Here is a 21,429-nt window from a genome sequence, read left to right as displayed (position 1 = left end):
TTAAGCGGGGGCGTTTATGGCACAATATTGGAAGTTACGGACGATCAATAATAAAGATCACCGCGTTCATGTGGCCGAACGGCTAAAAGCCCTGCGTGAGCAATTAAAGTCCGAAGTTAGTGACCAGACCGATGAACATGACCTACGGCTTGCGACATGGAACTTAATGCATTTTGGAGGTAGTGGTGCGTCATGGCGAAATACTGACGCTATGCTCTACATTGCGGAAATTATAGATCATTTCGATTTGGTTGCGGTACAAGAAGTCAAAACTGACATGACTCAACTCGAAGATTTGGTGGACGACTATCTGGGTGATGAATGGGATTATATCGTTACGGATAGTTCAGGTGACGGACTGGGTAATAGTGAGCGTATGGCCTTCCTATACCGGAAAGGCAAAGTTCGTTTCTCGCGCCTCGCAGGGGAGATTGTGTTGCCGGATGGTCAGACCATTGTCGGCGCAGCAAAGCTAGACCACGTTGATGTCTTTGACCGCCATCAACAATTTGCGCGTTCTCCTTTTTTAGTTGGTTTTCAATGCGGTTGGTTTCAATTTAAACTCTGCACCGTGCATATTTATTTCGGCGATGATCCCAAGAAACCTGACGATATGACCGAGGCTGACTTTGATGAGATTAAAGGCACTTATATGGATCTGCGCCGCGCGGAAATTGCCGAACTCGCCAAATTTTTCAAAAAGCGGCAAGATAAAGAGCGCCGCGAGGAAAAGAAAAGACTGCGCGATAAGGGCTGGGATACGGTTCCGAGCGCGGCTAATTACATACTCCTCGGTGATTTCAATATTGTTTCACCCGAGCACGAGACGATGAAGGCCTTGCTCGATAACGGTTTCAAAGTCCCTGATAATATTAAAGACCTGCCAACGACCTTGGGCAAAACTGTGGGTTATTACGACCAAATCGCGCACCGCTTAAAAGATGAGCGTATAGAGCATCGCGTCAGTAATGCTTTTAACTTTAGAAAATCTGTCTTCCGCCCCGAAGATGCCGACCATTATATTGATGTGGTCAAAGACGGTTATGTAAATGGCAAAATAAAGAAAAAGACCCGCAGTCGAGATCAAATGCGGGCCTATTTCAATCGTTATCGGTTTAAAAACCAGATGTCAGATCATCAGCTGCTATGGTCGTCCTTCAAAGTCGATTTGGCAGAAGATTATCTCGACACTATCCAAGAAGAAGCACTTACCAGTTAGGAGCTGGTCAGCTTTATCTTACCCTTCTCAACATTCACTTTAATCTTTGCGCCATCCTGCACACGTCCCGCCAAAATCTCCCTCGCCAGCTCATCCTGCACATTTTTCTGAATGACGCGTTTGAGCGGACGTGCACCATAAGACGGATCATAGCCTTGCTCGCCAATCCATGTGCGGGCGGCATCTGTGAGCTCTAGGACGATTTGCTTGTCTTTCAGCCAGCCTTGCAGGCGTTTCATCTGAATATCGACAATCGCGCCCATATGTTCGGGCTTTAGCCGCTCGAACAGCAGGATTTCGTCGAGGCGGTTTAAGAACTCAGGGCGGAAATGCGCGTTGACTTCGGCCATCACGCCGACCCGCGCCGCATTGACATTATCACCATCCGCGAGGTTGAGCAGATGCTGCGCCCCGATATTAGATGTCATAATGATGAGCGTATTACGAAAATCCACGGTGCGGCCTTGGCCGTCTGTCAGGCGGCCATCATCGAGCACTTGCAGCAACACATTAAACACATCTGGATGCGCTTTTTCGATCTCGTCAAAGAGTACGACTTGATAGGGGCGGCGGCGGACAGCCTCGGTCAGCGCCCCGCCTTCATCATAGCCGACATAACCAGGAGGAGCCCCGATGAGGCGAGCCACGGAATGTTTCTCCATATATTCGGACATGTCCATGCGGGTGATGGCGCTATCATCATCAAACATAAATGAGGCGAGGGCTTTGGTCAGCTCAGTCTTACCCACACCTGTTGGCCCGAGGAACATGAAGCTGCCAATGGGCCGCGCAGGATCGCGCAGACCTGCGCGTGCGCGGCGAACGGCATCGGACACAGCGGTCACGGCCTTTTCCTGCCCGACCACACGCGCACCTAAAACCTCCTCCATAGAGAGGAGCTTTTCGCGCTCACCTTCGAGCATTTTCTCAACAGGCACGCCTGTCCAGCGCGAGACGACGGCGGCGATAGTTTCCGAGGTGACGGTTTCGGACGCCAAAGAGGAGGCGTCATCATTGGCGTCTTCCAACTTTTCCATCTGCTCTTCCATGGCGGGGATATCTTCATGCTGAAGCTTTCCAGCGAGGGCATAATCCCCGCGCCGCACCGCATCTTGGAGTTCAAAACGGGCTTGTTCGAGCTTTTCTTTGACGTCCGTTGCGCCTGCGAGCTTGGCTTTTTCTGCTTGCCATTCCGCCGTCATTTCAGAAGACTGACCTTCCAGATCTTCAATCTCGGCATTGCGCTTTTTCAGGCGCTCTTTGGAGGCTTTGTCTTTTTCCTTTTTCAGGGCTTCGACTTCGATTTTTAGCTGCACGAGGCGACGGTCAATTTCGTCGAGGGCTTCGGGTTTACTATCCACTTGCATACGCAGGCGGCTGGCCGCTTCGTCCATTAAATCGATAGCTTTATCGGGCAGAAAACGATCGGTGATATAACGGTTAGAGAGCTGCGCGGCAGACACAATCGCGCCGTCGGAAATCCGAATGCCGTGATGGACTTCGTATTTTTCCTTTAACCCGCGCAAGATAGACACCGTGTCTTCGACGGTGGGTTCGGTGACAAAAACGGTCAGGAAACGGCGGGCCAAGGCCGCGTCTTTTTCCAAATGCTTGCGATATTCATCCAATGTGGTTGCGCCGACACAGTGAAGCTCACCCCGCGCAAGGGCAGGCTTAAGCAGGTTGGCGGCATCCATCGCGCCGTCGCCTTTACCCGCCCCGACAAGGGTGTGGATTTCGTCAATAAAGAGAATAATTTCGCCATTAGCGGTCTCAATTTCTTTCAGCACCGCTTTCAAGCGTTCCTCAAATTCGCCGCGATATTTCGCGCCCGCAATTAACGCGCCCATATCCAGTGCAAGCAAGCGTTTACCCTTGATAGACTCCGGTACATCACCCGACACAATTCGGTTGGCGAGACCTTCGGCAATGGCGGTTTTACCCACGCCCGGTTCCCCGATGAGGAGCGGGTTATTCTTGGAGCGGCGTGAGAGCACCTGCATAGTGCGGCGGATTTCCTCATCCCGTCCAATGACAGGGTCGAGCTTACCCGCTCGCGCCGCCTCGGTCAGGTCACGCGCATATTTGGACAGCGCCTCATATTGATCCTCGGCAGAATCAGAGGTGACAGGGCCTTCCGTACGCACGGACTTAATGGCGTCGGTGAGGCGGAACTCGTCGAGGCCAATGCTGCTCAGAACAGCTTTCAATTCTTTATCCGCGTTCAAAACAGTCGCCAGCAGCAAGCGCTCAGTCGTGACAAAGGCGTCACCTGCGGCCTTGGCGGATTTCTCCACATTGGCAAATGTCTTGGCCGCAGAGGTAGAGAGCGTTAAGCCCGATCCGCCCTCAACTTTAGGAAGCTTACCGAGCGCCGTCTCAAGCGTCCCGTCTAGCGCCGCAATATTCGCGCCCGCCATCTGCATCAATTTCACAGGCAAGCCGCCATCTTCCGCCGTCAAGCCTGACATAATATGCAGGGATGTCAGCTGTTGATGGTCACGCGTGACCGCCTCGGATTGCGCGCCTTGAATAACGCTGCGCGCGCGTTGCGTATAAGATTGAATATCCAAGATATCCCTCCTAGAATTTTAATCAGAGCTAGTTTTGCTCAAGGTCAAAACCCCAGATAGGAATTTATTCCCCGTGTTCAAGGGGGCAAGGCTGCACAGGAATTTATCTACAGGCGCGACTTGGGGTTTAATCTATCCGCGCCGCGAAAATGCTGAGCGGCAGAGAGATGGTAATCTTTTGATCGTCAAAACGCTTTAAAAAATCATCTCTAAGTTTTTTAAGCCCTTCTGCATGACAATCCTCTCGTGCACGAAGATGGGCCGACCAACTTTGCGCGAAATCTGCGAGTTGCAGTGCAGTCCATTCATAGTCAGCATTTAGGTTGGGTGTCTCAATTTCAGTTAAGGGACAATTTAAATTTTCTGCATCATAACCGGCCATGCAAATGCGGTTACCTCTCGCCCAATAAGGGTCAATGAGATCAAAGACAGGTGTCAGAAAATCTCGCATAATATCAGTCGCAGCAATAGGGAGTTGATAGGTCCATGCGCAAAATAAGCCGCCAGACTTTGCCACCCGCATCACTTCTTCCCAAAACTGTTGATTTGCGAACCAGTGCACAGCTGTTGCCGCAGTAATAGCGTCTGCCCAATTACCCGGTAAGCCACTTTCATGCGCCTCCGCCGCAGAATACTCAATGTTCGGATGAGCTGGTGTTGCTTGAATTTGAGCGTCTGAAATGTCAGTGGCATGTACCCGTTCAAAATAGTTTGCAAGGCTTAGTGTGGCTTGACCTGACCCGCATCCTACATCCCAGACAGTTTGCCTGTCGGGGCTGTTTTTAACGACCCAATCATAAAGGGAAGATGGATAGCCGGGTCGGCCTTTGGCATAGGTAGCGGACTGCTTCCCAAAACTCGTTGCATTACTCATACAGGTTCATAACAAAACTATGCCATTACGGGAAGTGATTGCTCCGGGTAGCAGCTATGCACAAGACTTTATCCACAGGCGCGACTCGCTAATCGCCATCTTAACCCCTACATAGGGCCTATGCGGTTTGGTGAAAATTTCATGGACGAGATTAAGACCCGCGTTCGAGTGTCGGACGTGGTGGGTCGCCATGTGAAATTAAAGCGTCAGGGCCGTGAATTTGCGGGGCTCTCGCCTTTTACGAATGAAAAGACGCCAAGCTTTTTCGTCAATGATGAGAAGGGCTTTTATCACTGCTTTTCCAGCGGCAAACATGGCGACGCAATTTCCTTTTTTATGGAAGTCGAAGGCCTGTCTTTCCCCGAAGCGGTGGAGCGCCTCGCCGAGATGGCGGGCGTTGAAATGCCTAAGGCCGACCCGAAGGCGGAAGAGCGGGCCAAGCGGAATAAAAAAACCATAAGCTGGATGGAACAGGCACAGATTTTCTTTGAAAAATCGCTCTACCGCGATGTCGGCGGCGCGGCGAGAGACTATCTTAAAGGGCGCGGCCTGACCAAGACAGCGGCGGAAAATTTCGGCATGGGCTTTGCGCCCAATCATTTTAGCGCCTTGAAAGATGAGCTGATGCAGCAAGGGGCCTCAGCTAAGATGCTGATTGAGGCGGGGCTTATTGTGGAGCCCGAAGATAAAGGCCGCGAGCCTTGGGATCGTTTCCGTGACCGCATCATCTTCCCTATCCATGATGCCCGAGGGCGTTTGGTGGCGTTTGGCGGTCGGGCGATGGATAAGGAGGCTAAGGCGAAATATCTGAACTCGCCCGAAACGCCGATATTCCAAAAGGGTCAGCTGCTCTATAATTATCACCGTGCGCGTAAGGCGATTTCCAACCCGCAAAACGGGGCGCGGGGTATGATTGTCGCCGAAGGCTATATGGACGTGATTGCGCTCTCCCGCGCAGGGTTTGAACATGCTGTAGCGCCGATGGGCACCGCGTTGACGGAGGACCAGCTCGCACTCCTCTGGCGGGCGGGGCCTGAACCTATTCTCTGTTTTGATGGCGATAAAGCGGGGCAACGCGCGGCGTTTCGCTCCGTAGAACGCGCTTTGCCGCTTATCCGCCCGGGTCAAACTTTGCGTTTCGCCATGCTGCCGGATGGGCAAGACCCTGATGATCTGATCAAAGCCAAAGGGCGAGGGGCGATGGAAGAGGTGCTGAACCGCGCAATTCCGCTCGTGGATATGGTGTGGGAGCGCGAGCTGCAAGCCGAACCGCTTAATTCGCCTGAGGCCAAAGCTGGGCTAAAGTCTCGCATCTTTGCGGCGCTTAAAGAGATTCAGCATGACGATGTAAGGTCACAATATCAGACTGTCCTACTTGATCGTTTCGATGCTGAATTTGGGCGGCAAAGAAAACCTTATGGCGGCAATAATTGGAACAAGGCACCCGTTCGCAAGGCGTCACCTGCGCTTAAAGCGACGATGCAGTCCGGCGCGATAGAAGCCGCACGTGAAAAACGCTTGATTGGAGCGATTTTGGAGTGGCCGGGGCTCTTAGAACGTGTGGATGAGACACTTTTTGAGCTGCAATTGGCTTCGCCTCAAGCCGCGCAAATGCAACGCGCACTGCTCTCTTATTGGCGAGTCACAAAAGCGGTTGAAAAGTCGGCGCTGAATGCCCATATAACTGCCGAAGGTTTGGAAACACTTCACCGCGAATTCGCGCGTGACCGTCTGTTGATCAGGGCGGCCATGGGCGGCACAGACGCGCAGCTGGATACACGCACGGCACTCTGGATGAAAGAGGCCGACGCCCTGACCGGGCAAGACCAGACTGGCGACGGCAGCGATGAGGCCAGAACTTTGATGGCAGACGCCATCCGCAGTGATAATAGCGACGCGTTAAAGCGCCGCATGCGGGCCTCGCGAGGGGACCGGAAGTAGATTCAGGCCTTCTGCCTCGCAGATATTTCTTTAGGGAAATATTAGCTATAGGCAGTGGGCTAAACGTATTTTTAAAGGGTTGGGCTTAGATCTGTCCTTTAGCCGGAGTAATACATATGGCCAAAGCCGCCACTAAGACGACTGCAAAAACGACAGCCGCAAAGAAACCGACAAAACGTAAAACTGCAAAACAGAAAGCCGAAGAGCTTGCTGAAGCAGAACGGGAGCTTGCGCTGAAAGAAGCCGAAGCCGCCAAGCCGCGCGTTTTAACGCACAAGCTTGATATGACGCATATCGAGACCAAGCGCATGCTGGCGGTTGCGCGAAAGTCCGGTTTGTTGACCACGGAAGAGCTTGGTAAGCACATTAAGATTGACGGTATTTCTGCAGAGGATATCGAAGTTGCATTGGCGCAGCTTTCTGACCTTGGTATTTCAGTGATCGAAGAGGTTGAGGAAGAAACCCTCGGCTCCAAAACCCTCGCGCGCAAGGAAACAGCGGCCGTTAAGGGCGGGAATTCCAAAGAAGAACTTGACCGTACAGACGACCCGGTTCGCATGTATCTGCGCGAAATGGGCGTTGTTGAACTGCTCTCACGTGAGGGCGAAATCGCGATTGCCAAACGGATTGAGGCCGGCCGCGATACGATGATCAAAGGGCTTTGCGAGTCTGCGCTAACCTTTGAAGCGATTATGGTCTGGCGCGAAGAACTCGAAGAAGGCCGTATTCTGCTTCGCGATATTATTGATCTGGACACGACATATAACCGTGCCATCGGTAATATCCAAGAAGACCGTTCTCAAGCGGCTGTTCGCCGCGAGAAAATTGAAAAAGGTGAGCTTGAAGCGACCGAGGAAGATCTCGCGCAAAAATTCGATAATGGTAAAACCAAAATCGAAATTAACCGCAATTATAAAGAGGGCGAGAAGCCCATTGATGATGATGAGGATGAAGAAGAGGATAAAACAAACCTCTCTATGGCCAATATGGAAGCGGCGCTCCGCGAAGACATCATGGCCAAGCTCGACCGGATTTCTCAAGATTTCGGGCGGTTCCAAAAACTCCAGCAAATGCTTATCCGTGCACGCCTGAACGGAAAAAAGCTGCGCAAACCGCAAGCCGAAGAATATGATCAAATCCAAACGGAAATTATTGAAGAGATTAAAGCGCTCCATCTGAATAATGCCCGTATCGATGCGCTAATTGACCAGCTCTATGCGATTAATAAGCGCTTTATAAGCCTTGAAGGCCGCCTCATGCGTTTGGCCGATGGTAATGGTGTTCCGCGTGTTGAATTCCTTCATAGCTATTTAGGGTCTGAACTGAACCCGAATTGGCTCGAAGAAATGGCCGATACGTCAGACGCTTGGAATCGTTTTGCCAAGCGCGAGAAGGTTTCTATCGAGAAAATTCGTGCAGAAATTGGGGAACTTGCTCAAGAAACGGGTGTGCCAGTCGATGAGTTTCGCCGTATTGTTCAAACCGTACAAAAGGGTGAGCGCGAAGCGCGTCAGGCCAAAAAAGAAATGGTCGAAGCGAATTTGCGCCTCGTGATTTCAATCGCCAAGAAATATACGAATCGCGGCCTGCAATTCCTTGATCTCATTCAAGAAGGCAATATTGGCCTCATGAAAGCGGTAGATAAATTTGAATATCGCCGCGGTTATAAATTTTCGACCTATGCGACGTGGTGGATTCGCCAAGCGATTACGCGCTCTATCGCAGACCAGGCCCGTACTATTCGTATTCCAGTGCATATGATTGAGACGATCAACAAGATTGTCCGCACATCGCGCCAAATCCTCCACGAAATTGGCCGAGAGCCGACACCAGAAGAGCTCTCCGCGAAACTTTCCATGCCGCTTGAAAAAGTGCGTAAGGTCATGAAAATCGCCAAAGAGCCTATCTCACTCGAAACGCCGATTGGTGATGAGGAAGATAGCCAACTTGGTGACTTTATCGAAGATAATAACGCTATTTTGCCGATTGATGCGGCCATACAATCCAACCTGCGCGAGACAACTACGCGCGTCCTCGCGTCACTCACGCCGCGCGAAGAACGTGTCCTGCGCATGCGCTTTGGTATCGGTATGAATACGGACCACACGCTCGAAGAAGTCGGTCAGCAGTTTTCGGTTACGCGGGAACGGATTAGGCAGATTGAAGCGAAGGCCCTGCGCAAGCTCAAGCACCCAAGCCGGAGTAGAAAGCTGCGGAGCTTCTTGGATCAGTAAATGGTTTTTGGGTTTAAAGGGAAAAAAGATATCAAATCAGAAGTTGATGTTGGAATTCCTTTATCAAAATTAAAGCCCGTTGAAGGACTAAGACATATGGATTGGGGAGCGCCAGCCCCATTAATTCTTGCTAGTGAACATAAGCTTTCTATTGCCTACTATCTTGAATCGGAAGGTGATTGGGATGGCGAAATTACACGTCTTAGAAATCCAAAAGCAGATATTGATGAAATGGCAGTTTTCTATGTCACTGGATTAAGTTCATTTAGCCAAAGAGTTACTTCGCAACCAGACCATCTATGTCCATTTTTCAATTACTCACTAAATGAATATCCTCCAAATGAATATCCATCACATGGAGTTTGGAAGGTTGAAGGGCCTCTAAAACAGTCTACTTTGGAAAATCAATTTGCGTTTCCAAAAGATATTAGATTGATTTTTTCGTTTCATGATACTGCCATCGACTGTTTTTGTAGCAAATTTGAATATGAAGTTATCGTCTCATCGGGGGCGAATGTTCTTGAAAAAATGGGATCTTTTATTTTTCCTGAATAGTAACTTAAACACAACTGTAACTAAATGAGGGCCAACTCATCGCCACTCCCCTAAAAGAAACCCAGCTCTATGCCCCCGTGAAAGCCTATTTCACGGCGCTGGGTTATGAGGTTAAGGGCGAGGTTGGCGCGGCGGATTTGGTGGCTGTTCCTCGTGGCGCTTCAGAAGAATGTGAGCCTGTTATTGTAGAGCTTAAGACGGGCTTTACACTCTCACTCTTTCATCAGGCGATTAATCGTCAATCTATGTCAGATCAGGTTTATATTGCTGTGCCGCGCAAAACGGGGAAAGCGGCGATGGTGGCTATTCGGCGCAATAAGATGCTCTGTCGCCGCCTTGGGATTGGTCTTATCACGGTCAAGCTGCCTGAGGGCAAAGTCGTCGTGCATTGCGAGCCTGCGCCTTTTGTGCCGCGCAAAATCAAGAAACGAAAAATCAAATTACTCTCTGAATTTGAGCGGCGTCATGGCGATCCGAATGAGGGCGGGATGACCTCTGTCGGCCAGATGACATCTTATCGCCAAGGCGCGCTGCGCTGTGCGAAAGTTCTGCATGATGAGGGCGCGTGTAAGGGCTCTTATGTCAAGAAAATGGCAGGGGTTGAGACCGCGACAACCCTCATGCGGAATAACCATTATGGCTGGTTTGAGCGGATTGAGAGCGGGATTTATGGCCTGACCCGCGAAGGGGCTAAGGCGCTCGAAGACAATGCCGAAGCTGTGAAGTCAATGATGGGCTAACCCGCACCCGCTTGGGCAATAAAGTTCTGCAATTTCATCACGGCCGGCATAGCATTATTGCGCAGGCGTTTCATGATGGCGCGTTTCTCTGTTTCATCTGCACCAATTTCTGACACCATTTTCGAGAAGCCATCGAGGCGATTATTGAGCAGCCAATTGCTAATTTCGGAATTCTGGCTCCATTTATATTGGTTCATCATATTAGCGGCCGTCATTTTCATATAATCCATATCGGCATTGGGCAGAGGCACGACGCCGCAAACATCATTCTTCTTAGTGTTATCATCGGGGAACGTTGCTTCAACATGAGCAATAAGGCTGGCGCTAAATATTGGTTGATATGAGCGCACCATTTGAGGCGTGATAACATCGCTGTCAAAGATGAGGGTCGGTTTCAGATCGGCTTTCAAAGCGCTGGCCGAGCAATCAATATGCACCGTTCCGGGCGTGCTTGGCACCGATCCCTTCTTGAGCGTAATTAGATGAGGCTCTATTTTTGTAACATGGCCAAGCCTTACAATATTCTTTATTTGGCGAAGCGCGATAAGCTCCGCTTGGCTTATGGTTGCCCCGTGGAACATTTCAGGGCGGACATTTTTGTCGATGCGTACAAAATAGCCAGAAGCTTCGAGACGGTCGAACATATCTTCCACGGATTCGGCATTAGCGATGGATTCGAATTGCGCCGCTTGCGCGCCCATGGTCGAGCTGAAAAATTCTGCAGTCGGTTGGGTGTTTTGGCGGTCGAGCAGCCAGGCATCACGCGAGATCACCCATTGAATTTTATCTGGATTAACGCCCATTTCCAAAAGCCAGAGCAGGGCGTCTATGCCCGTCTTTCCGCCGCCAATGACGTTAAACATATCTGGTGCTTGGGTAAGTTTGGGTAAATCATTAAGCGGCATGAAGGTCACGCCCTCTGTAATCTCAAAATTAGGCGTATGGGTTGAAGGCACATGCGTCTTTAAATAAGTACAATCGACAAGCTTTTTATAGCTGACTTCAAAGGTCTCGCCGCTCAGCTTGTTCTTGAATTTGCCGCCGCCCTTATAATCGCACATCGGGAAATATTGCACGCGGCCTGAGGGCAGGAATTGATGGCGCATCACATCGTCATAATAGCGCAAAACATCTTGCCCGGATGCCAGATCATTTAGTCCTTTGTTCAATCCGACTTGATCCTTCAATCCTTGGCTCAATTCCCGCGAACTGACGCCATAAAAAGTTGAAGGTTGATGCAAGGTCACAAAAGGATAAGCCACATTCCAATGCCCCCCGGGCTTGGCGAACCTATCAACGATGATAATATTGGCCTTTGTTTCCGTCAACAGCGTGTCGGCAAAGGCCATGCCCATGGCCCCGCTTCCGATAATAAGGTAGTCGGAGGAGAGTGATTTACTCATAGAAATACCTTCTTATTCATACAATGGATTATTTACCGTCTTCATTGAGCATAATTGGTTCACCATAACCCAAATCTGAAAGTCCTGCGGCTTGACTATCGGCATCGCCTACGACCAAATAATTCATAGCATCGGGGCGAAAATATTTGGCGGCTAAGGATTTAAAATCCTCCAAGGTCATGGCTTCAATTGCTTTGGCGTTTTGAGCGCGGTAATCATCAGCGTAACCATAGGCACTGACCTCACCAAGCATGCTGAGCTTGTCAGATAAAGTTTCATTTTTGAGAGCCTGACCGCGTAGTAACGCCCCTTTCATGATATCGAGTTCTTCCTGCGTAAAGTCTTTACCGTAATTGCCAACAATATCTCGTATAAGTTCAATCGAGTCTTTGGTAACATTAGTACGAACTGACGAGCGGACGTTAAAGGTTCCGCGATCCTCAGAGCCGTTAAAGCTCGAACGGATTCCGTAAGTATATCCTTTTTCGACGCGCAATTTCGACATCAATTTAGATGTATAGATGGCGCCTAGAGGGAAGTTTATGGCTTCCGCTAGCGGATAATCTTCATCAGTCGCCGTGAGGGACGGGCGTTCAATACGCAAAACTGATTGCTTGGCGCCCGGTACATCGTAAAAATATATCCTTGACTCTGTCACAGGGCGCGCAAGGCCCGGTATCGTTTTTGTGCCGCTCCCTGAAGCTGCGGTGCCATCCCCAAATAATCTCTTTACATCACCCGGTGCATAGTCGCCAACGATACGCAGTTTGGCATCACTCAGTTGGTAATAGTTACTGTGGAAGGTTTTCAAATCGTCAAGTGTGACGCCTTCTAGTTTTTCTTTGGGACCGTAATTAGTGTAATGATAAATGTTATCCGCCGGGTAATTTAGCTTCGCATTTTCGCGAGCGGATATAGCGTTGGGATTGCCTTCGGCTTGTGTGATATTTTGTAGCGTCTTGGCTTTAAGAAGTGCGAACTCTTCTGCATCCCAGCGCGGTTCATTGAGCATTTCCATGACGAGGCTGACTGTCTCTTCGAAATTGCGTTTTAGGGTCGTGCCGCTGACAAAGGTTCCGCTATTGCCACTGGAAACTGATATAGAGGAGCCCAAGGATTTAATAGCATCTTCCATTTCGGCCGTGGTCTTATTGACCGTGCCCTTTTCAAGCATGTCTGCCGTTAAAGCAGCGATGGCAGGTTTTTCTACAGAGCCATATTGGCGTCCGGCGTCAAGCCGCAGAGAGAAGTTAATAAGAGGGGTTTCGTTAGATTGAATGCCATATACTTGCAGACCATTGCCAAATGTATCGCGCCAAATGACAGCGCTGGGTAGATCATAGGCCTCGCCAAAACCGGGCTCAATCGTGCGGTCAAAGGATGAAGGTGTTGTTTCGCTAAGAATGCGCGCCGCCGGATCAAAGTCAGGTGCAGCGCCTTCACCTGCCACGATTTTTTCTTCGACGACATTGGCTTTTACGGCGCCCTCTAAGGCAAGTTCAGGTTGACCCATGGGTGTAAAGCTAACGGCAATACTCGGCTTATCTTTGATGTAGTTGTTGTAGACTCGCATAACCTCATCAGTTGTTACAGCTTGGATGCTTGCAATGTCTTTTTTGTAGAAGCCGGGGTTGTCGGTATAGACATTATACTCGGCCAGTTGAATGGCTTTGCCTAAGGCGCTCTGAACATTACCGTAAAAATCAACTTCTATCCCTGCTTTAATGCGGTTCAAATCTTCTTGTGAAATGCCGTTTTCCTCAAAGCGCGCAAAGCCTTTGGCTAGGGATGGCATCAAGCCGTCAATATCTTCGCCCTCATTGGGAGAGATAAAAAGATAAAGTTCACCAGCAATTTCTTTGGTATAGTTAAAGCCAGAAACATCTGATGTGACTTTGTCCTCGTCAACCATGACTTCATTCAGCGGAGCGCGCTTTCCTTCTGTTAGGTAACTGAGCAAAATATCAAGCGCGTAAGCATCCGGGTGATATTGCTCAACGGCAGGCCAGGTGAGAGAAAGCTGCGGGACCGTAGCGAAATTATCTTCATGATAAAAATTCAGGCTCTCAGAGAGTGATCCCGGCTTAGCATCATAAGGGGGGATATCGTCTCCGCCCGGAATTTCGCCAAAATATTTTTCAACCATGGCTTTGGCTTCCGATTTATCGAAATCGCCGGAAATTGTGACAGTCACATTATTAGGAACATACCATTTTTTATAAAAATCTTTTACATCTTGAAGCGTGGCTGCATCCAGATCTGCCAAAGACCCAATGACCTGCCAATTATAGGGATGTCCTTCAGGATAAAGGGCTTTGGACACGATGTAGAGGTTATGGCCATAAGGCTGATTATCCACGCGTTGCCGTTTTTCATTTTTGACAACTTGTTTTTCATTATCCACGACATCCTGAGAAACAGTGTTGATAAACCAACCGAGCTTATCGGCTTCCGCCCATATGATTTTTTCAAGTGCGTCTTTCGGGACAGCTTGGAAATATTGGGTCATGTCATTCGTGGTGAACCCATTTGTACCTTCGCCGCCAATACGCGTATTCATTTCATCGAGACCGCCATAGCCAAGGTTTTCTGAGTCCAAGAAAAGAAGGTGTTCAAATAAATGCGCAAAGCCCGTACGCCCCGGCGTCTCGCGGCCTGAACCGACATGGGCAGCTAAGTTAATCGCGACGACTGGATCAGATCGATCAATGTGAAAAATAACGTCCAATCCATTATCCAGCGTAAATTTCTCATAGCTAATATCAAGTGCTGCTTCGGCCCTTAGCGTTGATGTGGCCGTATCGTTACTTTTAGAAGATTCTCCGTTATTGTCTGAGCAAGCTATAACTGCGAGCGCACTCGCGGCTAAAGAAAGATTACGGATGAAAGAGGACATAGTGGCACCTATCTATTTTTTACTATCCGTAATGTGAAACAGATAGGGCCTTTTGTCTATGGCAGACTGGACCAGGATCTAGATATCAAAGCGCCCAAGCTTTGTATCCTTACGAACGTCATTGGCCTTAAAAACGCGGCCATTCATGACAGCATAGACGCCTTTGCCTAATGTTTGCGCGGCTATGATAGCCCCGCCGAGATTAAATCCCGCATCTGATTTTCCGAGGGATTGAGGGCGCATGGCCCCCGTGAGAACCAAAGTTTTATCGCCAACTTTGCCGTCCAGATATTTTGCCGTCAGCTCCATCGTGCCTGTGCCGTGGGTGAGAATAATACGGTCTTGGGGCGCGTCTAGAACAGCCTGTAAAATCAGGGCGCGGTCTTCATCTGTCATATCGAGGCTGTCTTTTTGCATTAAGACTTTCAATCGCGGGTGATCTGTGCGTCCAGTCTTAAGAATATTGGACACACGGCTTTTACCTCCGCCGCCAAAGACGAGGCTTTCGGTAACAGTGTCATGCACCTTATCCAAGGTGCCGCCAGTTATGAGGATAAGAATGTCCATGGCCGAAAGCTTATCGCTTAGTCAATTATATCATAGCTCATATTGACGGTGACGCTTATGGTTTGCTCACCAGCAGACACAGGCGTTGAAGCGCCGGCTGAGCGTGCCTCCATAGCATAAGCGACGGGGCGCGGGTTGAAATTGCCGCCGCTTTCCGAGAGTGATTTTAGCTTTCCAAGCTTGACGCCAGCTGCAGCTGCCATGCTTTCGGCCTTTTCGCGCGCCTCAAGGATGGCTTCTTCCCGGGCTTTATCACGTGCGGCTTTGGAGTCTTTAATCGAGAACTGCACACCATTTATATTATTCACGCCGGCTTTGACTAAAGCATCAAGCATAGCGCCGACACTGTCTAAATCATACGTCTTGGCAGAGACCGTATTACGGGCCTCATAGCCGTCAATTCTGGGGGCTTGGCGGTTTTGGTAATTATATTTGGGCTGTAATGAGAGCTGTGACGTCGTGATATATTTTTTCTCTATTCCGGCGGCTTCAAGCTCTTCAAAAACGCGGGTCATTTTAGTGGCATTGCCAAACATAGCTTCGCGCGCCGTTTTGCCTTGAGTGACTACGCCGGCTGAAACTGTCGCCATATCAGGGGCCATATTTGATGTGCCTGTGGCCGAGACTTGAATTTTAGCCATAGGGGCCTCTCCTGTGGTGATATATGTAGGCGCGCCTGAATTGCAGCTTGCAAGTGCTAAAACGCTTAATGTGTATATCAGAATTTTTTTCATAACAGGCTCCTTAAACCAACCCATATCATGCAGGGTCTTTCGGGACAATGCGAATGAGACCTTCTTGTGCCGTGGAGGCGATAAGCTCGCCTTTTTGCGTGTAAAAACTTCCGCGTCCAAAATCACGTGCGCGGGCCGCGCGAGGGCTGTCGATGTGATAATAGATCCATTGATTGACCCGAATTTCAGAATGAAACCACATGGCGTGATCAAGGCTTGCGCCTATCATGCGGTGGGTCTCACGGTTCCACATATGCGGCATCATACCGACGGACATCAGGGCTTTGTCTGAAATAAAGGCAAGGAGCGTGCGGTGCGTAATTGGGTCATCGCCAATCGCATCATTGAACTTAAACCAAAAGCCAAATTCAGGATCATATTCACCGGGTTTGACCACCTTGCGTAAATCCGGCGTACGAATATCAATGACATCCTGCTTAAAAAGCAAACTTCTGCGTTTGAGGGTCTCGACCGAAATGGCAGGGTCTTTTTCTGCCAAAGCTTTGACATGCTCAATATCAGGTAAGATGTTTTCTGGCCCGTTAATCCCCCTTGGCATATCGATTTGATGGCTAAGTCCACCTTCCATAATTTGAAAAGAAATAGACGCGTTGAAAATAGCTTTACCGCGCTGTTTGGCCACTACGCGGCGCGTTGAAAAACTGCGCCCGTCTCGAATGGGGTCAACTTCATATATAATAGGGCGCGTTAAATCCCCTGGACGCAGAAAATAAGCATGGAGCGAATGTGGTCGGCGTTCCGGATCAACCGTACGCACAGCAGCATTAAGGGCTTGTCCGAGAACCTGTCCGCCAAAAACGCGGGGCAGGCCCATTTGCAGAGCTTCACCGCTAAAGAGTAGAGAGTCGATTTCCTCGACATGCATTTTGGACAAGAATTCTTCGAGCGTAAACATAAGGCCGATATTCCTGTTTTGCCGCTCAAATACAAGCCTCACTTTTGCATGGACGTCTTGCAGCCTGTTTGCAACAAAGCGGTATGACAGAAAATTGGAAATCAGAACTGGATGAACTCGCAAAGCGGCAAAAGCTCGCCCTGAAAATGGGCGGGGCTGCGAAGCTGAAACGCCAAAAAGACCGGGGTAAGCTTAACGTAAGAGAGCGCATGGACATGTTACTTGATCAAGGCTCTTTTCGGGAAATAGGGAAAATTGCGGGTAAAGGGACGTATGATTCCAAAGGTGATCTTGAAGACTTTGCACCGAGTAATTTTATCTTCGGGCGCGGGGATATTGCAGGCCGTCCTGTTGTTGCGACAGCAGATGATTTCACTGTGCGCGGAGGCGCAGCGGATGCGGCCATCCACCGTAAATTTACACAAGCCGAACAGATGGCCCATGAATTACGTCTGCCGCTTATTCGTATGATTGACGGCACGGGCGGAGGAGGGTCGGTGAAGATGATTGAAGATATGGGCTTTACCTATGTGCCATTTGTGCCGGGCTGGGATCATGTTGTGAAAAACCTTGATACCGTGCCAGTCGTGGCATTGGCTCTTGGGCCTACGGCAGGGCTTGGCGCAGCGCGGGCTGTGGCCAGTCATTACTCAGTTATGGTCAAAGGTCTTTCGCAGATATTCACAGCAGGACCTCAGGTCGTGGCGGCGCTTGGCGAGACACAGAATAAAGAAAGCCTGGGCGGTTCTATCATTCATACCCGTAACGGCGTCATAGACGATGAGGCTAAAGATGAGGCTGAAGCTTTTTCTATGGCCAAGCAATTTCTGTCATTTTTGCCGAGCTATATCGGAGCAGACCTAACACGGACTGAAAATAACGACCCGGTGGACCGCGCTGAAGAAACGCTTTTGTCCATCGTTCCGCGCGATAAGTCCAAGGCCTATAATATGCGCCGGATTGTTCAGAGCGTGGCTGATAAAGGCAGTGTTTTTGAAATGGGCCGGCGTTGGGGGCGCGGCGTCATTACAGCATTTGCAAGATTTGATGGCTGGCCTGTCGCGGTACTAGCGTCTGATCCAACATTTCTGGGCGGCTCCTGGACGGCGGATACGGCGGAAAAAGCCAAGCGCTTCACATCCTTGGCTGAGCAATTCGGGATGCCTGTTATCCATCTGGTTGATAACCCCGGTTTTATGATCGGACTTGAGGCTGAACGCACAGCCACCATAAGGCGCGGCGTGGAGACAATGAATGCGATCTATAAGTCCACCGTGCCTTGGGCAAATGTAATTATCCGCAAAGCCTATGGGGTCGCGGGCGCCGCGATGTCTGATCACACGCGGTTCCAATACCGTTTTGCTTGGCCAAGCGGGGATTGGGGAAGCCTACCGATAGAAGGCGGCGTCGAAGTCGCTTATCAAGCTGAGCTTAAAGCCTCGAAAAACCCGGAAAAGAAACTCACTGAGATCAAAGGCAGGCTCGCCAAGGTTACATCACCGTTCCGAACGGCGGAGCATTTCGCGGTTGAAGACATTATTGATCCGCGCATAACACGAAAACTGCTCTGCGAATTTGTAAATTTGGCGATGCGATGAAAATGGTAGGGGGAGAGAGACTTGAACTCCCGACCAACCCGTTATGAGCGGGTGGCTCTAACCAACTGAGCTATCCCCCCATTGGTATGAGCGCGTCTATAGCGCGAGTTAAGGATGAGGCAAAGCCTGAATTTACACTAAGTCAGAACTTTTTTCACGGCACTGTCCCATCCTTTTAACAAGGTTTGCCTTTTGCTGGCCTCTATTGCCGGCTTAAAATGTTTATCGCGTTGCCAATTGGCTTTTACGTCTTCGAGCGAACTGTAGAGCCCAGCTTGAAGGCCTGCGAGATAGGCCGCGCCAAGAGCCGTGGTTTCCAAAACTTTTGGACGATCAACGGGAATGTCTAATACGCCCGCAAGATGTTGTACCATCCAGCTATTATAAACCATGCCGCCATCAACGCGCAAAGAGGTCGGGGTGACGCCGTCATCGCTCATCGCTTTAAACAGATCATAAGTTTGATAGCAGACAGATTCGACAGTAGCGCGGGCGATTTCGGCACGGCCCGTATCGCGAGTGAGGCCAAAGATGGCTCCCCTCGCATCAGGATCCCAATGCGGCGCACCCAGACCCGTAAAGGCAGGAACCAGATAAACGCCTTTATTGGATTCAAGGCCTTCGCACATGGCTTCGGTTTCAGCAGCATCTTTGATGATTTGAATACCATCGCGTAGCCATTGCACAGCGGCACCCGCAATGAAAATCGATCCTTCAAGGGCATAAGTCGTTTTGCCGTTTAAGCGGTAACAGACAGTAGAGAGTAAGCGGTTTCTTGAAGTTATGCACTCATCTCCAGTATTTAAGATCACAAAGCAGCCCGTACCATATGTGCTTTTTATGTCGCCTTTGGCAAAGCAGCTCTGACCAATTGCGGCGGCTTGCTGATCACCCGCTACACCCAAAATCGGAATCGGTTCACCAAGAATATCGCCATCGATGGCGCCGTAATTATCCGCGCAGTCTTTCACCTCAGGTAGGACGCTAGCGGGTACATTAAAGAGGCGTAAGAGATCTTGGTCCCAGTCTTGTCTGTGAATATTGAAAAGATTGGTGCGGCTTGCATTTGTCGCATCCGTCGCGTGGGTCTTGCCGCCCGTTAAGCGCCAGATGAGAAAACTATCTACGGTGCCAAAAGCTAGCTCACCATTTTTGGCGCGGGTCCTCGCGCCTTCGACATGATCTAAAATCCACGCCGCTTTAGTTGCGCTGAAATAGGGATCCAACAGCAGACCTGTTTTCGCAGTTAAATCTGCCTCATTATAATTTGCCTTTATATCACGGCAGGTTTCAGCTGTTCGGCGATCTTGCCAGACGATCGCATTATAAATGGCTTTCCCTGTTTTTCGCTCCCAGACGAGGGCGGTTTCGCGTTGATTGGTAATGCCGAGCCCGACTATTTCGGCTTTTTCGTCACGCGCATAACGATAGGCTTTGCGCAGCGTTTTGAGAGTTGTCTCCCAAATCGCCTCGGGGTCGTGTTCGACCCATCCATCTGCGGGATAGATTTGCGGAAACTCTTCTTGGGCGGTAAATAACACATCGCCTTGAGGAGAAAAAACAAGCGTCCGCGAGCTTGTGGTGCCTTGATCGATAGAAAGAATAACATTTGTCATATTGCTTTTTAAGCGTGAGTAGTGGATAGCGTCAATTCCTAAAATGTTCGAAAACGAAAATGAGCGTATTATGGCGGATTATGATCTTCTAATTATTGGCGGCGGGATTAACGGGACAGCTATCGCGCGCGATGCGGCGGGACGGGGCCTGAAAGTTTTGCTCTGCGAGCGGGATGATCTTGCAAATCATACGAGCTCAAGCTCCACCAAGCTCATTCATGGTGGCTTACGTTACCTCGAATATTACGAATTTAAACTCGTGCGCCATGCCCTGATCGAGCGGGAAGTGCTCCTGCGTGCAGCCCCACATATTATTTGGCCCATGCGCTTTGTACTACCATATGATAAAGGTCTCCGCCCGAAATGGATGTTGCGGGCTGGGCTGTTCTTGTATGATAGCCTTGGTGGGCGGGAGAAACTGCCTGGGACAAAGACTGTGAAATTAAACAAGCCGCCTCACCAAGGCGTGCTCGAGTCGCGATTAACGCAAGGCTTTGAATATTCAGATTGCTGGGTCGAAGATGCAAGGCTTGTTGTACTAAATGCCCTGGACGCCGCCAATCGTGGGGCTGACATCCGCACACGCACCGAAGTGCTTAGCATTGAAGCCGATGGAAGTGGATATAAAGCCGAAATAAAAACAAATGGCACAACAGCAACAGTGACGGCCAAAGGGTGCATCAACTCAGCCGGGCCGTGGGTGGATGAAGTGCTGAAGAAAATTCAGCGAACCAAAAATGATAAATCAGTCCGCCTTGTTAAAGGCAGTCATATTGTGACCAAGCGCCTCTTTGAGGGCGATCATGCTTATATTTTCCAGAACGCTGATAACCGTATCATTTTTGCTATTCCTTATGAGCGGGACTACACACTTATCGGGACAACGGATAAGCCTTATGACCCGTCGGAAGGCAAGGTGAAGATCAGTCAGGAAGAGATTGATTACCTTTGCGGCGCGGCGAGTGAGTATTTTGAAAATGATATCACGCCAGAAGATGTAACCTGGACCTATAGCGGCGTGCGTCCGCTTTATGATGATAAATCCGAGGATGCATCCGCTGTCACGCGAGATTATGTTTTGGAGCTTGATGAATTTACCAAAGATGCCCCTTTCATGTCGATCTATGGCGGTAAAATCACGACGTCCCGAAAACTTGCAGAGCATGTTATGGAACAGCTTCACCCTTTTTATGACTATAAAAAGAAGGGCTGGACAGAAACGGCGGGCTTGCCCGGCGGCGATATTGCAGATGCAGATTTTGACGCCTTTTATGAGAAGATGCGCAAACGATACCGGGCTATGGAGGCAAAGGTTCTTCTTAGGCTTTGTCATGGTTATGGGACGCGCGTCACGCTTATTTTGGGCGATGGCGATACGGCCCCGGAATTGGGTCAGCATTTCGGGCAAGGGCTTTATGAGGCTGAAGCACGCTATCTCATCAACCACGAATGGGCGACATCAGCGGATGATATTATATGGCGCAGAACAAAGCTTGGTGTTCATTTGTCGACGTCCGAAAAAGACGCATTTACGGAATGGTTTAATTCGTTAAACAGCTAACC

At 49.8% G+C, this 21,429-nt stretch carries 15 protein-coding genes and 1 tRNA gene; 7 read left to right on the top strand and 9 right to left on the bottom strand.

Features of this window, described 5'->3' with window-relative positions:
- Nucleotides 1–16 precede the first annotated feature (16 nt).
- The gene (locus tag F569_RS0104280) at nucleotides 17–1,219 is read left to right on the top strand and encodes an endonuclease/exonuclease/phosphatase family protein (RefSeq protein WP_026941191.1); all 1,203 of its coding nucleotides are present in this window, start codon (nucleotides 17–19) and stop codon (nucleotides 1,217–1,219) included.
- Here the strand turns inward: F569_RS0104280 and clpB are convergent.
- Both clpB and F569_RS18750 read right to left on the bottom strand, forming a co-directional pair.
- Nucleotides 1,216–3,792, bottom strand: a complete 2,577-nt coding sequence (gene clpB, locus F569_RS0104275; protein ID WP_026941190.1) for an ATP-dependent chaperone ClpB — start codon at nucleotides 3,790–3,792, stop codon at nucleotides 1,216–1,218. The genes F569_RS0104280 and clpB overlap by 4 nt on opposite strands.
- A gap of 127 nt (nucleotides 3,793–3,919) precedes the next feature.
- Nucleotides 3,920–4,666 (bottom strand): class I SAM-dependent methyltransferase, encoded by a 747-nt coding sequence (locus F569_RS18750; protein WP_051279278.1) that lies wholly within the window; start codon nucleotides 4,664–4,666, stop codon nucleotides 3,920–3,922.
- Between the two features lie 120 nt (nucleotides 4,667–4,786).
- On the opposite strand from F569_RS18750, the gene dnaG reads away from it, so the two are divergent.
- The 4 genes from dnaG to F569_RS0104250 all read left to right on the top strand — a co-directional run bounded on the left by dnaG (nucleotide 4,787) and on the right by F569_RS0104250 (nucleotide 10,136).
- The gene (dnaG, locus tag F569_RS0104265) at nucleotides 4,787–6,607 is read left to right on the top strand and encodes a DNA primase (protein ID WP_026941189.1); all 1,821 of its coding nucleotides are present in this window, start codon (nucleotides 4,787–4,789) and stop codon (nucleotides 6,605–6,607) included.
- A 284-nt stretch (nucleotides 6,608–6,891) separates the two neighbouring features.
- Nucleotides 6,892–8,841 (top strand): RNA polymerase sigma factor RpoD, encoded by a 1,950-nt coding sequence (rpoD, locus tag F569_RS16415; RefSeq protein ID WP_233353608.1) that lies wholly within the window; start codon nucleotides 6,892–6,894, stop codon nucleotides 8,839–8,841.
- Complete coding sequence (locus tag F569_RS0104255) at nucleotides 8,842–9,396, top strand: hypothetical protein (RefSeq protein ID WP_026941188.1); 555 nt, start codon at nucleotides 8,842–8,844, stop codon at nucleotides 9,394–9,396.
- A 77-nt stretch (nucleotides 9,397–9,473) separates the two neighbouring features.
- Nucleotides 9,474–10,136, top strand: a complete 663-nt coding sequence (locus F569_RS0104250) for a DUF2161 domain-containing phosphodiesterase (RefSeq protein ID WP_233353587.1) — start codon at nucleotides 9,474–9,476, stop codon at nucleotides 10,134–10,136.
- Here F569_RS0104250 and F569_RS0104245 read toward each other — a convergent pair.
- The 5 genes from F569_RS0104245 to F569_RS0104225 all read right to left on the bottom strand — a co-directional run bounded on the left by F569_RS0104245 (nucleotide 10,133) and on the right by F569_RS0104225 (nucleotide 16,652).
- Nucleotides 10,133–11,539: a hypothetical protein gene (locus tag F569_RS0104245; protein WP_026941186.1), complete on the bottom strand. Its 1,407-nt coding sequence runs from the start codon at nucleotides 11,537–11,539 to the stop codon at nucleotides 10,133–10,135. The genes F569_RS0104250 and F569_RS0104245 overlap by 4 nt on opposite strands.
- Before the next feature lie 28 nt (nucleotides 11,540–11,567).
- A complete protein-coding gene (locus F569_RS0104240; protein WP_026941185.1) occupies nucleotides 11,568–14,435 on the bottom strand; it encodes a M16 family metallopeptidase in 2,868 nt (955 codons plus the stop codon).
- A 78-nt stretch (nucleotides 14,436–14,513) separates the two neighbouring features.
- Complete coding sequence (locus F569_RS0104235) at nucleotides 14,514–15,002, bottom strand: asparaginase domain-containing protein (RefSeq protein ID WP_026941184.1); 489 nt, start codon at nucleotides 15,000–15,002, stop codon at nucleotides 14,514–14,516.
- A 17-nt stretch (nucleotides 15,003–15,019) separates the two neighbouring features.
- A complete protein-coding gene (locus F569_RS0104230; RefSeq protein ID WP_026941183.1) occupies nucleotides 15,020–15,736 on the bottom strand; it encodes an SIMPL domain-containing protein in 717 nt (238 codons plus the stop codon).
- Between the two features lie 25 nt (nucleotides 15,737–15,761).
- Nucleotides 15,762–16,652, bottom strand: coding sequence for an acyl-CoA thioesterase (locus F569_RS0104225; protein ID WP_026941182.1), 891 nt, complete (start codon nucleotides 16,650–16,652; stop codon nucleotides 15,762–15,764).
- Nucleotides 16,653–16,735: 83 nt separating this feature from the next.
- Here F569_RS0104225 and F569_RS0104220 point away from each other — a divergent pair, with 83 nt between their 5' ends.
- Entirely contained in the window at nucleotides 16,736–18,250 is a 1,515-nt protein-coding gene (locus F569_RS0104220) for an acyl-CoA carboxylase subunit beta (RefSeq protein WP_034387189.1), read from the top strand.
- Between the two features lie 3 nt (nucleotides 18,251–18,253).
- Here the strand turns inward: F569_RS0104220 and F569_RS0104215 are convergent.
- Both F569_RS0104215 and glpK read right to left on the bottom strand, forming a co-directional pair.
- Nucleotides 18,254–18,330: transfer RNA gene (locus F569_RS0104215), tRNA-Ile, on the bottom strand.
- Between the two features lie 57 nt (nucleotides 18,331–18,387).
- On the bottom strand, nucleotides 18,388–19,866 hold the full coding sequence (glpK, locus tag F569_RS0104210) for a glycerol kinase GlpK (protein ID WP_026941180.1): 1,479 nt from the start codon (nucleotides 19,864–19,866) through the stop codon (nucleotides 18,388–18,390).
- 70 nt (nucleotides 19,867–19,936) lie between these two features.
- On the opposite strand from glpK, the gene glpD reads away from it, so the two are divergent.
- Nucleotides 19,937–21,427, top strand: a complete 1,491-nt coding sequence (glpD, locus tag F569_RS0104205; protein WP_034387668.1) for a glycerol-3-phosphate dehydrogenase — start codon at nucleotides 19,937–19,939, stop codon at nucleotides 21,425–21,427.
- Nucleotides 21,428–21,429 lie beyond the last annotated feature (2 nt).

The organism is Hellea balneolensis DSM 19091, assembly GCF_000428525.1.
Lineage (GTDB): Bacteria > Pseudomonadota > Alphaproteobacteria > Caulobacterales > Maricaulaceae > Hellea > Hellea balneolensis.
Note: the sequence above shows the minus strand (reverse complement) of the source record. Positions and strands in the feature narration are given on the sequence as shown.